Annotated in this window: 15 protein-coding genes and 1 pseudogene; 5 read left to right on the forward strand and 11 right to left on the reverse strand. The window is 69.3% G+C overall.

What is annotated here, in order from left to right; genetic code table 11:
- Window positions 1-3: 3 nt before the first annotated feature.
- Window positions 4-846 carry a sugar phosphate isomerase/epimerase family protein gene (locus BJ979_RS01585; protein ID WP_179564546.1) on the reverse strand — a complete coding sequence of 281 codons (843 nt, stop codon included), beginning with the start codon at window positions 844-846 and terminating at the stop codon, window positions 4-6.
- 278 nt (window positions 847-1,124) lie between these two features.
- Here BJ979_RS01585 and BJ979_RS01590 point away from each other — a divergent pair, with 278 nt between their 5' ends.
- Entirely contained in the window at window positions 1,125-1,967 is an 843-nt protein-coding gene (locus BJ979_RS01590; protein ID WP_179564548.1) for a sulfite exporter TauE/SafE family protein, read from the forward strand.
- A gap of 37 nt (window positions 1,968-2,004) precedes the next feature.
- Here BJ979_RS01590 and BJ979_RS01595 read toward each other — a convergent pair whose 3' ends face one another.
- From BJ979_RS01595 to BJ979_RS01615, 5 genes are all read right to left on the reverse strand, one after another.
- On the reverse strand, window positions 2,005-2,604 hold the full coding sequence (locus BJ979_RS01595; RefSeq protein WP_179564550.1) for a Pr6Pr family membrane protein: 600 nt from the start codon (window positions 2,602-2,604) through the stop codon (window positions 2,005-2,007).
- A 241-nt stretch (window positions 2,605-2,845) separates the two neighbouring features.
- Window positions 2,846-4,267, reverse strand: a complete 1,422-nt coding sequence (locus tag BJ979_RS18030; protein WP_218853409.1) for a LuxR C-terminal-related transcriptional regulator — start codon at window positions 4,265-4,267, stop codon at window positions 2,846-2,848.
- Between the two features lie 133 nt (window positions 4,268-4,400).
- The gene (locus BJ979_RS17290) at window positions 4,401-5,849 is read right to left on the reverse strand and encodes a C69 family dipeptidase (RefSeq protein ID WP_218853410.1); all 1,449 of its coding nucleotides are present in this window, start codon (window positions 5,847-5,849) and stop codon (window positions 4,401-4,403) included.
- A complete protein-coding gene (locus tag BJ979_RS01610) occupies window positions 5,846-7,270 on the reverse strand; it encodes a purine-cytosine permease family protein (protein WP_179564553.1) in 1,425 nt (474 codons plus the stop codon). Before BJ979_RS01610 ends, BJ979_RS17290 begins: the two co-directional genes overlap by 4 nt.
- Before the next feature lie 32 nt (window positions 7,271-7,302).
- Window positions 7,303-8,451 carry a glycerate kinase gene (locus BJ979_RS01615; protein ID WP_179564555.1) on the reverse strand — a complete coding sequence of 383 codons (1,149 nt, stop codon included), beginning with the start codon at window positions 8,449-8,451 and terminating at the stop codon, window positions 7,303-7,305.
- Between BJ979_RS01615 and BJ979_RS01620 the strand changes: the two genes are divergently transcribed.
- From BJ979_RS01620 to BJ979_RS01630, 4 genes and pseudogenes are all read left to right on the forward strand, one after another.
- Window positions 8,426-9,196, forward strand: a complete 771-nt coding sequence (locus tag BJ979_RS01620; RefSeq protein WP_179564557.1) for a GntR family transcriptional regulator — start codon at window positions 8,426-8,428, stop codon at window positions 9,194-9,196. The genes BJ979_RS01615 and BJ979_RS01620 overlap by 26 nt on opposite strands.
- A 110-nt stretch (window positions 9,197-9,306) precedes the next feature.
- Window positions 9,307-9,480, forward strand: a pseudogene (locus BJ979_RS18035) (LysR family transcriptional regulator); the annotation flags it as partial.
- A 167-nt stretch (window positions 9,481-9,647) separates the two neighbouring features.
- Complete coding sequence (locus BJ979_RS18040) at window positions 9,648-9,821, forward strand: hypothetical protein (RefSeq protein ID WP_343046553.1); 174 nt, start codon at window positions 9,648-9,650, stop codon at window positions 9,819-9,821.
- 6 nt (window positions 9,822-9,827) lie between these two features.
- Window positions 9,828-11,012, forward strand: a complete 1,185-nt coding sequence (locus tag BJ979_RS01630) for an NtaA/DmoA family FMN-dependent monooxygenase (RefSeq protein WP_343046757.1) — start codon at window positions 9,828-9,830, stop codon at window positions 11,010-11,012.
- Window positions 11,013-11,097: 85 nt separating this feature from the next.
- On the opposite strand, the gene BJ979_RS01635 is transcribed toward BJ979_RS01630, so the two are convergent.
- The 5 genes from BJ979_RS01635 to BJ979_RS01655 all read right to left on the reverse strand — a co-directional run bounded on the left by BJ979_RS01635 (window position 11,098) and on the right by BJ979_RS01655 (window position 16,357).
- Window positions 11,098-11,412 carry an enolase C-terminal domain-like protein gene (locus tag BJ979_RS01635; protein ID WP_179564561.1) on the reverse strand — a complete coding sequence of 105 codons (315 nt, stop codon included), beginning with the start codon at window positions 11,410-11,412 and terminating at the stop codon, window positions 11,098-11,100.
- Window positions 11,413-11,530: 118 nt separating this feature from the next.
- Window positions 11,531-12,907, reverse strand: a complete 1,377-nt coding sequence (locus BJ979_RS01640; RefSeq protein ID WP_179564563.1) for an FtsX-like permease family protein — start codon at window positions 12,905-12,907, stop codon at window positions 11,531-11,533.
- Entirely contained in the window at window positions 12,904-13,632 is a 729-nt protein-coding gene (locus BJ979_RS01645) for an ABC transporter ATP-binding protein (RefSeq protein WP_179564565.1), read from the reverse strand. Before BJ979_RS01645 ends, BJ979_RS01640 begins: the two co-directional genes overlap by 4 nt.
- Complete coding sequence (locus tag BJ979_RS01650) at window positions 13,629-14,576, reverse strand: LLM class flavin-dependent oxidoreductase (RefSeq protein WP_246286854.1); 948 nt, start codon at window positions 14,574-14,576, stop codon at window positions 13,629-13,631. The genes BJ979_RS01645 and BJ979_RS01650 overlap by 4 nt, the downstream gene beginning before the upstream one ends.
- A 5-nt stretch (window positions 14,577-14,581) precedes the next feature.
- Complete coding sequence (locus BJ979_RS01655; RefSeq protein WP_179564569.1) at window positions 14,582-16,357, reverse strand: ABC transporter ATP-binding protein; 1,776 nt, start codon at window positions 16,355-16,357, stop codon at window positions 14,582-14,584.
- Between the last annotated feature and the right edge of the window lie 50 nt (window positions 16,358-16,407).

Here is a 16,407-nt window from a genome sequence, read left to right on the forward strand (position 1 = left end):
CACTCATCGTGTCGCGATCCCCTCGGCGTCGAGGATCTTGGCGAGCGCGCGCCCGGCCTCCCCGAACGCGGTCGGACCCGAGAAGCCGCCGAGCTCGTGCGCGGCCGCGAGGTGCGGCTCGAGCGAGGCGAAGCCGCTGTAGCCGCGGTCGCGCAGGGCGCGGATCGTGTCGGCGACCTGGCCGTCGCCCTGCCCAGCCGGCACGACCTCGCCGGTGGCGGTCAGCGCATCCTTCACCTGCAGGTAGTCGATGTAGGGCGCGAGCTGCTCGAAGCCGTCGTCGTGCGGGTGGGCGACGCCGACCTGCACGAAGTTGGCGCTGTCCCAGGCGAGGCGCAGGGCGGGCGAGTCGACGGCCGTGACCAGGTCGAGCACGCGCTCGGGGGTGTCGCCGTAGATGGCCTTCTCGTTCTCGTGCAGCAGCACGACGCCGGCCGACGCGGCCTCGGCGGCGAGCAGCGTGAGCGCGTGGATGACCGGCTCGCGGATCTCGTCGACGCTCACGCCCTCGGCGCGGAAGAAGGAGAAGATGCGGATGCGGTCGGTGCCGAGCGCCTGCGCGACGCGGATGATGCGGCGCAGTCGGGCGACCTCGAGCTCGGGGTCGAGGGCGATGTCGACCTTGCCGATCGGCGAGGCGATCGCGCTGACGCCCATGCCGGCGTTCTTCAGGATGTCGGCGAGCGCGGCGAGCTGCTCGTCGTCGAGGTCGACCACGTTGACGCCCCAGGCGCTGCGCACCTCGATGTGGTTCGCGCCGAGCGCCTTGAGAACGGCGACCTGGATGGCCGGGTCCGGGTCGATCTCATCGCCGAAGCCCGAGAGCGTCCAGGTCGGGGTCGTCATCGTCGCCTCACATCGCTTTCCACGGCATCGGGGATACCACCCCTCTCGGGTGGCCGTGGCCATCACTGTAGGGCGGTGATCCGAGTTGTGCAAGCGGTTGCCAAAATGTGATCGGGGCGATGATCACTGACAGCGCAAGACAAACCGCGCTGGCACTGAGGTCGCGTCACGGGTAGTTGGCAACCGGTTGACGCGAGTGCTGATCGGTGCCAGCATGCCCGAGCCGGGTGCCAGAGTTGTGCGGGGTCGATCGCGGCGACGGCAGGGAAGGCGGAACGGTGGAGCATCTGGCGCCGGCCGCGTGGGCCCTGCTCGTCGTCGCCGCCCTCGTCGTCGGCATCGCGAAGACCGCGACCTCCGGAGCCACGACCGTCGCCGTCGCGATCTTCGCCGCCGTCGTCCCCGCCCGCGAGGCGACCGCGTGCCTGCTGCTGCTCTTGATCGTCGGCGACGTGACCGCGCTGCTCAGCTACCGTCGTCACGCCGAGTGGCGGCTGCTGGTGCGCCTGATCCCGATGGTCGTCGCCGGCATCGCGCTCGGCGCGATCTTCCTGCTCCTGGTGGATGACGGCATCGCCCGCAAGGTGATCGGTGTCATCCTGCTGCTGCTCGTGGCGATCACGCTGTGGTCGCGGCGGCGGTCGCGCGTCGCGCTCGCTGCGGCCGGCGGCGCCGCGTCCGGCGTTGCAGGCGGCTCCTCGGCCGTCGGCTCGTCGGGCGTCGGGGCCTCCGCCTCCGGCACCACTCTTGCGACCGCATCCCGCGCCCGCCGCGCCGAGGCGATCGCCTTCGGCGCCCTCGGCGGCTTCACGACGATGGTCGCGAACGCGGGCGGCCCGGTGATGTCGCTCTACTTCCTGGCGCTGCGCTTCGACGTGCTGACCTTCCTCGGAACCTCCGCCTGGTTCTTCGCCTGCGTGAACCTGGCGAAGCTGCCCATCGTGATCGGACTCGGCCTGCTGAGCTGGCAGTCGGCGCTGCTCGTGCTCTGCCTCGCCCCCGCCGTGCTGCTCGGAGCCCTCGGCGGCCGCTGGCTGGCCCGCCGCCTCACCCAGACCCAGTTCACCCGCATCGTGCTGGTGCTCACCGTGGTCGGGGCGCTGTACCTGCTCGTGCGGTGAGGGGCAGCGCGGACCCGCTCACGGTCACCGACTCCCGTCAGCCGCGCCGTGCCCACGGCGCCCGCGACACGAGCACCGCGCCGGCGCCGAGCACGGCGTGCGCGACGAGGATCACGGCCACGAAGGTCGCGACCCCGCCCCAGCCGTCGACCTGGGTCGGGTCGAGGAAGAAGTAGGGCGCCCATCCATCGCTCGACTCGGCGCGGTAGGTGAGGGCGCCGGCGGTCCAGATCAGCGGATGCGCGAGCCACAGCGGAACGGCCGCGAACGACAGCCGCGGGCTCGGCGGCAGAGCGATCCACCACAGCGCGATGAGGATCGGGCCGGCCTGGTGCAGCACGAACTCCGAGAAGCTCCACGGTGCGGACGGATCGGCGAGCACGAGTCCGTGCACGATGCCGGTGATCGCCATGTCGACGGTCGCGAGTCCGCGCAGCAGCTCGAGCGCGCGGCCGGGTCGTCGGCCGCGCAGCAGAGCGACGCCGAAGGCCGCGTAGGCGGCGACGGCGAGCGCGTTCGACTGCGTCGTGAAATAGAGGAACAGGCGGCCGCGGCCGAGCCACGGGTTCTGCTCGTCCCAGGCGAGCAGGGGGTCGATCACGAGAAAGGTCACCACCCCGGCGGCGAGCAGCGCCACGGCGACGGGGATGCGCGCGCGGCCCAGTGGGAGGGCTGTGCGAGGTGCGTTCGGCTGCGGATGCGACGGGGATTCCGCCGCCGACGGATCGACTCCCCCGATCGCGTCGGTGTCGGGATCGGTGTCGATGCGGGTGCCGGGGGCTGAGGACGCGGAGGTCGCTGCGAGGCTGTTCGCTGACGCGGGGGCTGTCGACGACATCGGGGGCCTTTCGGTCGGAGGCGGGGCTCTCCCGCCGCCCCTACGCTCGACCGATGGGCCCCGCCGCGGTATCCGGCTTTTCCCGTAATCCGTTCGCCGGCGGCGCCGGAGCCCCCGATTCGGCCCAGGCCCGCACGGCGAGGATGCGCCGGTTGCGCCCGTCGGCCGCGTCGAGCCCGAGCTTCGCGAAGACGCGGTTCAGGTGCGACTCGACCGTGCGCTCCGAGAGGTGGAGTCTCGCGGCGATCTCGGCATCGCGCGCGCCGTCGGCGAGCAGCGCCAGCACCTCGTGCTCGCGCGGGCTGAGCATCGCGAAGCGCGGCGCGCTCGCCGGCGCGGGTTCGTTCGCGGCGATCCCGGCGAGCAGGCGACGCCAGGCGATCCACCAGGCGGCCGCGGCGAGCGCGGTGGCGACGATTCCGACGAGGGCGACCGCGAGCGGTCCGGCCGGGGCGAGAGCAGACCCGAGCAGCGTCGCGGCGATCACGAGCGCGACGAGCGCGTAGCCGCCGAGCACGCCGGCGATCAGGCGGCCGACCACGGCGGGGGATGCCGGACGCACCGCCCCGAGGCAGCCGGCGGCCAGCAGGCATCCGGTCGACAGCGCGACGAGATAGCCGACGCTGCCGACGGCCGGGTCGACGGCGCCCGGGTCGCGCGCGATCGCGAGCCCGATGCAGACGACGACGAGCAGGGGCGGGATGGCCGCCGCGGCCGCGAGCAGCAGCGCGGCGGAGTGCGACCGCATCCCGGCGTCGCGTGGGCGGCGTCGCGCGGCAGCCCCGACATCGACCACGCGCCGCAGCCGCACGGCCCGCACCGCGAGCCCGACCGGGATCGCCAGCGCGATCACGCCCTGCACGATCGTCAACGCATCCAGCAGTCCGCTCGAGCGCCAGGCGCCGGGCGCGGCGGGGGCGACTCCGGCGAAGGGGGCGACCGAGTCGGTGACGAACGCGGCCAGGCCGATCATGAGCGCGACGAGGGCGCCGATCGCCGCGGTCGACCGTCGACGGAGCCCGGCGGCGTCGAGCGCGGCGAGCTGCACGAGCGTCGACGGAACGGCCCACCACACGCTCCACAGCCCGACGACGACGGCGACCACGGCCGGCGACGCGGATGCGGCGGTGCGCGTCGCGACGGCGCCGAGCGCGAGGTAGCCGAGCAGCGCGGCGGCGAGCGCGAGCATCCACCAGCCGCCCCGACGGTCGCCCAGGCCGGCACGGCGCGCGGCCAGCAGGGCCACGCCGACGGCCGACCCGCCCTGCGCGATCACGCTCACGGGATGCGTGACGAAGGTGGCGGTACCGCCGAGCGCGTCGAGCAGCAGCGACACCGCCGCGATCACCGCCCCGACCGTGACGAGCAGCGCGGCCGCGGTGACCGCGCGCGGTCGCCGCACGGCGACGAGCCGACCGCGCGGCCCCGCGATCGCGACCGGGCGATCCGCCTGCGTCGACACGTCCCCGTTCTACTCGCTGCCCGCAGCCACGGCTAGGGCGCGAGCACTGAGAAGCGCGATGCGACGACGCTGAGAGAAGAACCCGCTCTGTCGTTACCACCGCGACAGAGCGGGTTCCGTTTGATGCCGCGGGTCAGTACCAGCGCGAGTCGACTCGCGACTCGGCACCCGCGTCGCGCAGACCCGCCTCGGTCTCGCGGTCGATCGAGGCGACGGCATCGGCCGTCAGCGTCGCCGCCCGTTCGACCAGCGGGGCGGCGCCGGGCTCGTCGCGCCACAGCTCCCGGAGCTCGGCGACCCTGGCCTCGAGTTCAGCCTCGACCGGCGTGAGCCGCGCGCGCAATGCCGCCTGCACCTCGGCGAAGTGCCCGGAGGCACGGGCCGAGTCGAGTGCTCGTTGCGTGCGCCACCAGAACGACGCCGGGTCGAAGCGGTCCTGCCCGAAGGTCGACGGCGGCGCAGCCGGCCGCGCGGCGGGCGTCGTGAGGTCGGGCGGGAGGACCGCCGCCGGGAACACCGGCACGTAGGCGGTCGTGCACGGCGTGACGGCGCCCCACCAGACGACGCCGAGATCGGCCGGATCGGTGCTGAGCTCGGCGATCATCGATGAGGCGGTGTTGCCCCAGGTGAATCCTGATGGCGCCTCGTGCATGCACAGGGTGAGGAAGTCGGGGTTCGCGGCGTCAAAGTACGGCCCGCCGAGGAACGAGTCCTCGAGGTGGTCGCGCAGCACGCCCCGCATCCCCGCCAGGTCCACGCCGCCAGCCGCGCGTCCGCGTTCGAGCAGCTCGGCGGAACGTGCCCGGCGGATGTGCGAGACCTGCAACGGAACCAACGGATCGGCGAATGCCGCGGCGAAGTCGAGAGGAGTCGGCTCCGCCCAGCCGAATCCGCGCGCGAGGTCCGTCGCTCCGTCGCTCAGCAGGTCGGCGGCGGTGCGGATCGACGGCTCGTTGCTGATGCTGTCGACAGCGCCCGCACGTCGCGCGGCCCACTCTCGACCGGCCGTCTCGACGATCCAGGCCTCGTTCGGGTCGGCGATGAGGAAGGAGTTGTCGTAGGCGCCGGTCGCGGCGCTCTCGCCGAACTTGCCGGAACCCCACTGCCCGTGGCGCTCGAGCAGACCCGTGATCACGGCGACCGCCTCGTGCGCGGTCGCCGCCCGTTCGAGCCCGAGTCGCACCAGTTCCATGCCCAGGATTCCGGGCTCGGGCTCCTGCCCTCGTCCGGCCGCGTCGACGGCTGCGCGCAAAGGACGGGTGAACAGGGCTTCATTGCCGATGGCGACCCGGTGCTCGTTCACGCCCGACTCGTATCCCCAGCACCAGAACGGGGCGGATCCGAGGTGCGCGAAAGCGGGCGCATCATCGATCTCGATCTGCGCGAGTCGCACCGTGCTGCCGGCCTCGGGGCGGGCGGCACGCTGCCGCAGCGGCTGCGCCTCGCCGGCGGGGCGATCGCTGTTCTTGCCGAAGATCGTCACGCCAGTGGCCGAACCGGCAGGGGTGGCCACCGCGGAGTCGCAGCTCCACGACGGCGACCAGACCGACTGCGGCACTCCCGCGGCTGCGGTTCGGATCATCGGGCGACCTCCTCGGCGATCGACGCTCCCGCCTTCGGCCGATAGAACCGGCCGCCAGTGGCCGCCGTGAGGATCACGTGCAGCACCGGGCCCACGATCATCGCGACGAACGACGCGTACTCCAGGGGATAGACACCGACGATCCCCGCCGCCCCGACGGCCACGGCTACACCCAGCGAGACGAGACCGCACGGGTTCCAAGCGCGCACGTTCCCCTCCTCGTACTCGATGTCGTGCGTGCGCCCCAGCTTCAGCAGTCGACGGCAGACGAAGTAGTCGGCCAGGAGCACCAGCACCCAGGTGTTGGTGAGCACACCGGTGATGGCGAGGAAGGTGCCGAGGTGGTTGATCACGTTGAAGGCGTAGCAGACCACGCCGACGAGCCAGACGCCGAACATCCACCAAGGCCGGCCCGGGCGGAAGTGGGCGATCACATCGAAGCCGGCGGCGAGGGTGATCGAGCCGCCGTAGAGGTTCATCACGTTGATGCGGATCTGCGTGATGACGACGAAGATCACGCCGCCGATTCCCATCAGGTGCACGAAGACGAAGCCCGGGTCCTGAGCCTTCTCAGCACCGAACGCGCCGACCAGACCTGCCCCGAAGAAGGCGCCGAGGCCGATGACGGCGAACATCGGGATGAGCTCGAGCAGCATGATCGCGCCGGTGCCGCGGTATCGGATCTTCTGCGCGGCGAAGCGGCCGTAGTCGGTGGCCATGAGGCCCTGGAAGATCATCTGGCCGTTGGCGAGGCTCATGGCCGCGGCGAGGCCGGCGCCTCCGCCGACGCCGATCGGCCCCCAGTCGAACGCCGCGCCGCCACCCGGCTGATTCGCCATCGCGACGATCGCCCAGATGAGCAGCAGCACGAAGATCGGGAAGCCCCAGGTCTGGATGACCGACATGGCGTACATGCCGCGCCAGACGAGCGCGATCGTGACCAGACCGACGAGCGCGAAGATCACGATCCCGCCGATCGATCCGATGTCGATGCCGAGCGAGTAGGCGATCGCGTGCGAGACGATCGTGCCCTCGAACAGGAAGTAGAAGACGAAGTTGACCGCGTAGATGAACGAGGTCACCGCGGCGCCGCGCGCGCCGAAGCCGAGCCCGCGCGAGAGGAGCCCCTGCGAGAGTCCCTCTCGGCTGGCCATGCGCATGGTGAGAGCGCCGATGACGAGCGCGCCGATGAAGAAGTAGCCGATCGGCAGCAGCATGAGAGGCCAGCCGACCGCGAACAGCTGCTGGGCGCCGAACGAGAAGAAGAACATGGCGGTCGCGTTGCCGAGCAGCACGAGGCTGATCGCGGGGATGGGCCAGCGCTGGGATGCGGGAACGCGCGAGGTCGAGTAGCTCTCGACCTGGTCGTCGATCGACGCCTCCGGGCCGCGGAAGCTGCGGCGGAGATCCTTGAGTGACATCGTCGTCCTTTCGATGATCGGGTGGTTCGTGGTCAGCGATTTGCCGCTGATGCCGCACCTGCGAGGCGCAGCCGGGTGGCGAGCTGAGTGCCGGCGAGTTCGAGAGTGCGGAGGGTCAGGGCCGGGTCGCGATCGGTTCCCGCGGCGAGATCCGCCAGCGCGATGACGTGGGTGAGTCCGAGCGCGAGCGCGTCGTCGCCGAGCTGGTCCTGGCCGACGACCGCGACGACCGGGACCCGCGCTCGCCGCGCAGACGCGGCGACGATCGCGGGAGCCTTGCCGGAAAGCGACTGTGGGTCGAGACGCCCCTCACCCGTGACGACGAGATCGGCGACCTCGACCGACCGGTCGAGTTGGAGCGTCTGAGCGATGAGCTCGCCGCCGCTGACCAGCGCACCGCCGATCGCGAGGAGCGCCCACCCGAGCCCTCCAGCGGCACCGGCGCCGGCGGTCGCAGCATCGAGTGGCCCCGCCGGAGGCCGGTTCTCGGCCGAGACCGCCGCAAGGCGGGTGAGGCCCTTCTCGATCCGGTCCACGGTCGTCGCATCGGCGCCCTTCTGCGGCCCGAAGACTGCTGCTGCGCCGGTCGGACCGAGCAGCGGAGAGGTGACGTCGCAGAGGCCGATGATCCTGGCGGTTGCCAGACGAGGGTCGAGACCCGACCAGTCGATCGAGGCCAGCTGCCGCAGAGCGGCTGCGCCCGGCGGGATGTCGCCGCCCTGCGCGTCACGGAATCGGACGCCGAGGCGGCGGAGCATCCCGGCGCCGCCATCGCTGGTCGCCGTGCCGCCGAGTCCGACGCGGATCTCGGTCGCTCCCCGGTCAAGCGACGCCTCGATCGCGGCCCCGATGCCGCTTGAGTCAGCCGTCTCCGCCATCCGGGGTGTCGGTCGAGCGGCACCGAGGCCGCAGATGGCAGCGACCTCGATGATCCATTCGGTCTTACGATGCGCGACCGGCGCACTCTCGACGACGCCACGGGCATCGGGCACGTCGATGTCGACGCGTTCGTATCCCGCGCCGAGGAGTGCCGCGAGCGTGCCATCGCCACCATCGGCCAGAGCCATGACCTCGACCTTCAGCGAAGGGACCGCTGTGATCAGTCCACGGGCAACCGATTCGCCGGCCTCGGCAGCAGTGGCTGTGCCCTTGAACTTGTCCATCGCGATCAGCACGCGCATCCCATTCCTCCCCGTCGAGCCAGTAAGCAAGAATGTAATACATGTGTGCAGTCATTACACAAGTGGCGATTCTGTCTATCCTGAGGCCATGGAGGACAACCAGCTCGCCGTGGTGTCGGTCGCCGACTCGCTCACGAATGCGCTGCGCGAGCGCATCCTCACGCAGCAGATCGCGGCCGGAGATCGGGTCGCCGAAGCGGTCGTCGCCCAGCAGTTCGGCGTCTCACGCCCCAGCGCCCGCGTCGCGGTCGAACGACTGATCGGCGAGGGACTACTGGAGCGCACCGCCCATCACGCGGCGCGAGTGCTCACACTGCGTGCCGAGACGCTGCACGACATGTACCTCTCGCGGGCGGTCATCGAATCGTCGGCGTATCGCCGTCTGACCGAGCAGGACCACGACTACGCACGCGCCGAGAGCGAGATCACGCGCCTTCACACCGCCACCGCGCGGGGCGATCTGATCGAGCTGGTGGATGCTGACGTGCGGTTTCATCGAGAGCTCGTCGATCTGCTGGGAAGCGCCGGCCTCTCGGCCATCCACGACAAGCTGATCAACCAGATGCGCCTGTGCCTGGCGCAGGTGCAGGTGCATCACCTGCTCGACCCCGCCGTGATCGAGCGCGAGCATCGCGGAGTGCTCAAGGCGATCCGCGCGGGCGATGCCGATCTGGCCGATCGACTCGGGCGTGAGCACCTCGAGCACGCCCGCGATCGACTCCTCGCACATCTCGGCTCCGAATGATGGGCTCGACCGACCGCAGCGGACACCTGTTTCCGCGTGTGACGGCACCCCACCATCGCGGTTTCGAATCTCTCTAGTGTCCGCCTGATGACCGCCCCCCCCCCCCCCCCCTGGACACTGAGCATCTCCGCAGCTTCATCGCCGTGACCGAGACAGGGAGTTTCACTCGCGCAGCTCGGCGCGAGCATCTGAGCCAGTCCACTGCGAGCGCGCATATCGCCGCACTGGAACGTCGACTCGGAGTGACCCTTCTGGAACGCCGCCCCGACGGAACCTCGATCAGCGAGGCTGGGGAGCGATTCCTGCACCGCGCGGTCGCACTCGTCGCACTCACCGACGAGACGCTCGGACAGTTCCACACGCGCGCCGACTCCATGCCGACATGGGAAGTGACCGACTTCGTGATCAACGAGTTCCCCCGCGAGGCATTGTCCGAGATCGCAACCGGGTGGTGGAGCGCCGCTTCACCCTCGCCCTGGGCAAGTCCCATGAGCTGGAGCACGGCGCCGCAACCGGACAGGTCGATGCCATCCTCAGCCTGACGTTCGAGCCGCCTACCGGCGCCGTGCTCATCGGAAGTGTTCCCCTCGACTATTACGCCTCGGTAGCGAAGCTCGCCGAATAGCACAAGATCGACGCGGTCTTCCGCGCCGACGTGCCCTACCTCAACCCCGACCGCATCCGCCACACCGCCGGCATCGGCATCGGCATCGGCATCGGCATCGGCATCGAGCCGACCACCCTGCTCTCTGCCGTCGCGGCCGTCACCCGACACATCGGCGTGGTCGGCACTGTCTCGACGAGCTTCTCTGAGCCATACAACGTGGCCCGCACCTTCGCCACACTCGACCACCTCAGCGGCGGGCGCGTCGGATGGAACGTCGTCACCTCCGCGTTCGGCGAGCGCAACTTCCGGCTCGATGAGCTGCCCTCCCAGGAAGAGCGCTACGCGCGTGCGGCCGAGTTCGTCGACGTCGCGCGCGGACTCTGGTCGGGTTGGGAGCGCGACGCCTGGCGCGTCGACCGTCGGGCGGGCGTGTTCGCAGACCCCGACAGGGTGCATCGTCTCGATCACCGCGGACGGTTCTTCCAGGTCGAGGGTCCCCTCGACATCCCGCGAAGCCCGCAGGGCGAGCCCGTGCTCGTCCAGGCCGGCGCGTCCGGGCCCGGACGAGCCTTCGCCGCCGGCTTCGCCGAGTTGATCTTCACGGCGGCGCAGTCAGCAGACCAGGCTCGTGAGTTCCGCTCCGACATCCGCGAACTGGCCGTCGCCGCCGGCCGCTCCGCCGACGACCTCGTCGTGCTGCCGGGCATCAAGACGATCGTCGCCGAGACCGAACGCGAAGCAGCGGCACTGAACCGCGAACTGCGAGATCTCATCGACGCGGAGGCCGGGCGCGCCGATCTTGAGAAGGTCATGGGCTTCGTCGACCTGTCGGGCATCGGACTCGACGAGCGCATCCCGGCCGAGCGGCTCGCCTTCGACGAGAGGGCCCTGGGTCGACGTCAGAGCGGTCCGGCGCTCTTCCGACGCCTCGCGCTCGCGCACGGCTACACGGTGCGTCAGCTCGTCGAGGAGCAGGTCATCTCCGCAGGCCACAAGATCGTCGTCGGCACCCCGGAATCGGTAGCCGACCTGCTTCAGGAATGGCACGCGAGCGGCGCCGCCGATGGCTTCGTGGTGATCCCTGCCGTCGCCAACGCCAGCGCGTTCCTCGACGGGGTCGTCCCCCTACTGCAGAAACGGGGCGTCTTCCGCCGCGATTACGAGGCAGACACTCTGCGCGCACACCTCGGCTTGCCGGGTCGAGGCTGAGAGACACGGTCCGGCCGCAGAGCGCCGGCCCGCATCCGACCACCACGAGCGGATGCGGGCCGGCGGGTTCGTCGGCGACCGCCGGTCAGTTCCAGTCGGCCAGCTCGGGCACCGCATCCGTGTTGATGGTGAGGCCGATACCGGGCGCCGTCGGCAGCGCCGGCACGCCGTCTTCGACGGGCGACTCCCCGAGGAACAGCGGCGACACTCGCTGGAGGCCCCAGTAGCTGGGGTTGGTGAGGTGCTCGATCCAGCCGCAGTTGGGCTGCGAGAGCACGACGTGCAGAGTCGCCTGTGAGTAGACGTGCGGGATGACGTCGATGCCGGCACCCGAGGCCATCTGCGCGATCCGGCGCAGCTCGGTGATGCCGCCGACGCGGTGCACGTCGGGCTGCAGCACGTCGTTCGAAACCGAGAAAACCCCCGCCTGAGCGGGGGTTTGCTGTGCACCCGGAGGGATTCAACCCCAACCTTCTGGAATCGGCTCGAATCCCGGCCGGCAACGTGGACCCCGCCGGTCATGCGTCTCTGACGAGAGCCGCGGCGTCGCCGTCTCGAGTACCGCTGAATACCGGCAGCACTGTGGTCGCGCCGATCGCGATGAACCCGACGAGAATGCAGGCGCCCAGCGCCGTCCAGTCGAGATGGATGCTCGCGGCGATGTTAGCGGCAGCGAGGCCCGCGACGAATAGCTGGACGATGCCGAGGATGGCGATCACCGACACGATCGTCGCGGTGACCACGTACATCGCCGCCTCGATCAGTGCCGCGGCGGCCAGCACTAGCGTCGTCGCGCCGACAGTTCGATACTGTGCCCGCTCCCGAGCGCGGTTCCCCCCGATAGCGAACAACACGACGGCGCTGCCCAGGATCGCGATTGCAGCGCCGGGAGCAAAGAGCACGAGGCCCTGCTGCGCGTTGACGGCGGCCTGCTGGCGAGAGTCGGTTGCGAGCTCCCAGGTGAGCGATGCGCTGAAGTAGGTGCCGAGCACGATCATGGCGATGGTGAGTGGCGCGACGGATGCCGATGTCGTCGTGAGCCTCTGCAATGCGCTCGCTCGGGCCAGCCACCATGCCGGGATGGCGGAGGCCGGCACCAGTCGGCTCCAGAGCGCGAGGAGCGGTCCAACGTACACGGGAGCGAGAAGCGCCAGCCCCAGGGCTACAGCGAAAGCCAGCCCGAGAGCGAGCGTGGACGCCGCGCCGGGCGTGCGCTGCGCGACGACACCCGAAGCGAGAAATACCGCTGCAGCGACGACGATGCCAGCCAGGATCCACTGTCCGACCCCGAGACGACGCGATGCCTCGCGACGCTCGCGGACGGCTTCGACCGGGGGCACACGTCCGGCGAGGACAGCAGGTCGGATGCCGCCCACGACCGCCAGTAAGGCCACGATCGCGACGGCCACCGCGCCGGCACCAGCATCGACGTGCGCCGGGAGGGGAACGCCGACAGTCGTCACCGAGAGAAGGAAGTCGATCGCGACCTGCGCGAGCGGTGCCGAGAGAACGGCCCCGACGACGGCGAAGACGATCGCTGTGCAGATGAGTCGGCCGAGCACAATCAGCTTGACCTGCGACGGCGATGCCCCCGCCAACCGCCACGCTGCGAGCCGAGGGCGTTCTTGCGTCAGCGCTGTCGTCGCGACGGTCGCGATGACGAAGCAGGTCGGGACGCCGATGCCGAGAGCCATCAGGAAGATCGCAATCTGCGCGACGACGGACTGGCTTCCCGGGGGGCCGGCTCGAAGCGCCTCCTGACCCTCCGGCGATGCGGCCGAGACGACGATGTAGAGGCAGAGCGCGACGAAGGCGCCCGATGCGAAGAACACGATCCCCGGCCCGATCGTTGCGCGAGGCTCTCGCACGATGGAGGCCCACAAGAGTCGGATCACGACCTCGTCTCCGCGTTCCGCAGCGACTCGACGATCTGCTCCGCGGTCGTGCCGGTCGTCTCGCTCACGACACGCCCGTCGCGCACGAGGACGACTCGATCAGCGCGCGCCGCCAACACCGGATCGTGGGTCACATACACCAGCGCAGTGCCTCGCTGCTTGACTGCCTCCAGGGCGCTCATCACGAGCTCGCCGTTCTGCGTGTCGAGAGCTCCGGTCGGCTCATCCGCGAAGATGATGCGCGGATCGGTGACCATGGCGCGCGCGATCGCGACGCGCTGCTGCTCTCCACCCGACAGCTGAGCAGGGCGCGATCGGATGCGATCGGCAAGCCCGAGCCGACGAAGCGATTCCTGCACGAACGCAGAATCCACCTTCTTCCGGCCGAGCCGCAACGGGAGAGCGACATTCTCGAAGGCGCTCAGCGCCGCGACGAGGTTGTACTGCTGGAACACGAAGCCGACCTGCTCTCGATACAGACGAGCCATCGCGCTGCTTCTGATCGAAGTCAGGTCGTTGCCGAGAAGGCGGACGACACCGCTGGTCACCGGTTCCAGACCGCTCAGGCAGTTCAGCAAGGTCGACTTCCCCGACCCGGATGCGCCTACGATCGCGACACGCTCAGACTCTGCGATAGCGAGGTCGATGCCGGAGAGAACTGTCGAGATCCCTCCGCCGGGGCGGGGGAAGTTTTTCGTCAGGGCCGAAGCCTCGATCACAGTCATTCAGGGGATCCCTTTCGATTGCTCCAGGCGTTGAGCACTGCCTCATAGTCATCCAGCGCTTCGTCGTGCGAACGGAGCGACCTCACTGCCGTGGCGTCGAGAACGACCTCGTCGACTCCAGCCGTCTCGAGCGTCCGAAGCTGGTCGATCACCGAGGCGAGATGGCCGTTGAGGACGGTGCCACTATCCAGGAGCGACTTCACCGTCGATTCCTCCGACTCCCGTAGCAAGCCAGAGTGGCTGAGCATCTCGGCGTAGTGCGGTTGTCGAATGTGATGGCCTACGGCTTCACGAGCGATGACCATGATGCTGCGGCCAATCCGACTGACAGCCAATGGGGCGATGCAGACTAGGCGGGCGCGAGAGGCCGATGTTTGTTCGAGTTGGGTGGCGACGTAGTGGGACGGCGCCAACCAAGTGGCGACGAAGTCAGCTTGTTGTAGCCCGCGCGAGAAAAGCCACGGGCGGACGGCTCCGACCCCCACCTCGATCGCGGGTGCATCCGCGAGCGGCGGCAATGCGGGTGAGGTGAATCGGGCACTATCCCGAGGCTGGGCCGAGGGATCGAACGCGTCTTTCACGGCCGCTGCATAGTCGAGGAGGGCCTGACCCGGCGCGCTCCACTCCTCACCAGAGACGGCTCGTACAAATCCAGGCTGGGCCGCTCCGAATCCTGCCGACACCGGCTGGCCGGACAGCGCAGCGAGCGTTCGCACCTGGAGGGCCGATTCGTACGGTGAGCGCATAGCCGCCAAGGAGACCCCGACACCGACCGGACAACTCGCCCCTGTCCCCGCGACGTAGGCGAGAGTCTGCATTCCGTCGAGGAGGAACGACTGCCCGATCCAGAGACGCGCCGCCGGCGACTTGTTGACGAGCGACACCGTCGAGCGGACCGCACCCGCCTCGTTGATCTGACCGGGCACTGTGATCGAGAGCTGCATCTGGATCACACCGCCAAGGCCTGTTTAGCGGCGTAGTCAGCATAGATTTCACTGGAATCGAGCAATGTCGCGTGATCGCCGACCGCGACAACCCGGCCACCATCGACGACGATGATCTGATCGGACTTGCTGATGGTCGCGAGGCGATGAGCGACGACCACCACCGTGCGGTGCCGCGACTCTTCGTCGAGAAGACGCTGCAGTGCCGCCTCTGTCCGGGCATCGACGCTCGAGGTGGGCTCGTCGAGCAGGAGTATCTCGGGGTCCTTGAGGAGCATTCGAGCCCAAGCGATTCTCTGCCTTTGCCCTCCGGACAGCATCACTCCGGAATCGCCGACATCCCGATCGAGGTCACGCGCACCCTGCGGAACGAGAGATGACAGACCAACCCGCTCGAGCGTGTCGAGCAACTGGTCGTCGGTCGCGTGATTCGCGCCGAGCCGGAGATTGTCCGCGAGTGTGCCAGCCAGCGCGGGCGAATCCTGTTCAACGAAGCCGATTCGGGCGCGGATAGCGTCGCGGTCGAGGCCGCGGAGCGCTTCGCCGTCGATTCGTATTTCCCCGCTGTCAGGTTCGTAGAAGCGCTCCAGCAGTGCGAGCACGGTCGATTTGCCGGCCCCGGATGGGCCAACGATCGCACTTCTGCTTCCGCGACGGACCGCGAATGACACTCGATCCAGGACGGGTACCTCGCCATATGAGAACACGACATCGTCGAACTCCAGCAGCGGCACGTTCGTGCCGGTCTCGATTTCCCAGGACGCGGTCGGCTTCTCGCCACCCGACGCTTCGCTGGGGATTGCCAGCACGCCTTTCACGCGGTCGAGGGACGCCATTGCCGCCTGGTACTCGGTGAAGACGCCCGATGCCTGCGAGATGGGCTGGATCAACAGGAAGAGATAGAGGATGAACGCCACGAGGTTGCCGAGGGTCATCGAGCCGTCGGCGACCCGGGCGCCCCCAACTGCCAAGACGATGACGAAGGCGCCCTGGATGCACAGGGACATCAGTGGACGTATCAGCGACGCTAGACGGGCGATGCGAAGTCCCGCGTCGAGAACCCCGCTGGCCTGAGCGATCACTCGACCCGCTTCACGATCACCGGCGTTCGATGCCCGGATCGTACGGATCCCAGAAATACCCCGCACGACATCCGCAGTCAGCGAGCCGAGCGAGGTCTGCGCCCCGAAGCTGAGCTGGCGGAGTCGGCGTCCTGCAACGAGCACGCCAGTGGCACCGACTGCGATGGCAATGAGAATGATCCCGAAGAGCAACGGATCCATCAGGATCATCAGGACAACAGCTCCGATGAACATCACTGCGGAGGACGCGAGCTCGAACAAGCCGGCCGTCACCATCGAACGGATCACCGCCGTATCGCCAGTCAACCGCGACGCGGTATCACCCGCGCTCCGCCGATCGTGAACGGCGATCGGCATCGAGAAAACCTTGTCGATGAGAGCTTTTCGTATGCCGAACACGACTCGCTCACCCGTGCGCTGAAGCACCCACGATCTAACCGCGGTTGCGATCGCCTCTCCGAGCGTCACGGCGACGAGCGCGACGACCAGCCAGACCAGCGGCTGCGACCGAGACACCGCATCGACAAGCCGCTGAACCATGAGCGGCTGCGCCACGGAGAGCCCGGCGGAGGCAAGCGAGAGCAGCGCGCCGAAGCCGAGCGCAAGCCGATGGGAGGCCACGAAGGGCCACAGATCGCGCAACCCAGAGCGGCCCCCGACGGCGACTTTCGACTCGTCAGCCGACTCTTCCGCCGCCATGCAAAGCCCCATTCTTCTGCCCCCGTACGGGGGAGCGGAAAGTTCTGTCT

The sequence above is a fragment of the Schumannella luteola genome (genome assembly GCF_013408685.1).
Lineage (GTDB): Bacteria > Actinomycetota > Actinomycetes > Actinomycetales > Microbacteriaceae > Schumannella > Schumannella luteola.

Coding starts and splice junctions, on each gene's coding strand:
- BJ979_RS01615 (WP_179564555.1), bottom strand. CDS start 8,451: ATGCGCGTGCTGATCGCGATGGACAAGTTCAAGGGCACAGCCACTGCT.
- BJ979_RS17290 (WP_218853410.1), bottom strand. CDS start 5,849: ATGATCCGAACCGCAGCCGCGGGAGTGCCGCAGTCGGTCTGGTCGCCG.
- BJ979_RS01585 (WP_179564546.1), bottom strand. CDS start 846: ATGACGACCCCGACCTGGACGCTCTCGGGCTTCGGCGATGAGATCGAC.
- BJ979_RS01655 (WP_179564569.1), bottom strand. CDS start 16,357: ATGGCGGCGGAAGAGTCGGCTGACGAGTCGAAAGTCGCCGTCGGGGGC.
- BJ979_RS01645 (WP_179564565.1), bottom strand. CDS start 13,632: ATGACTGTGATCGAGGCTTCGGCCCTGACGAAAAACTTCCCCCGCCCC.
- BJ979_RS01610 (WP_179564553.1), bottom strand. CDS start 7,270: ATGTCACTCAAGGATCTCCGCCGCAGCTTCCGCGGCCCGGAGGCGTCG.
- BJ979_RS01650 (WP_246286854.1), bottom strand. CDS start 14,576: ATGCAGCTCTCGATCACAGTGCCCGGTCAGATCAACGAGGCGGGTGCG.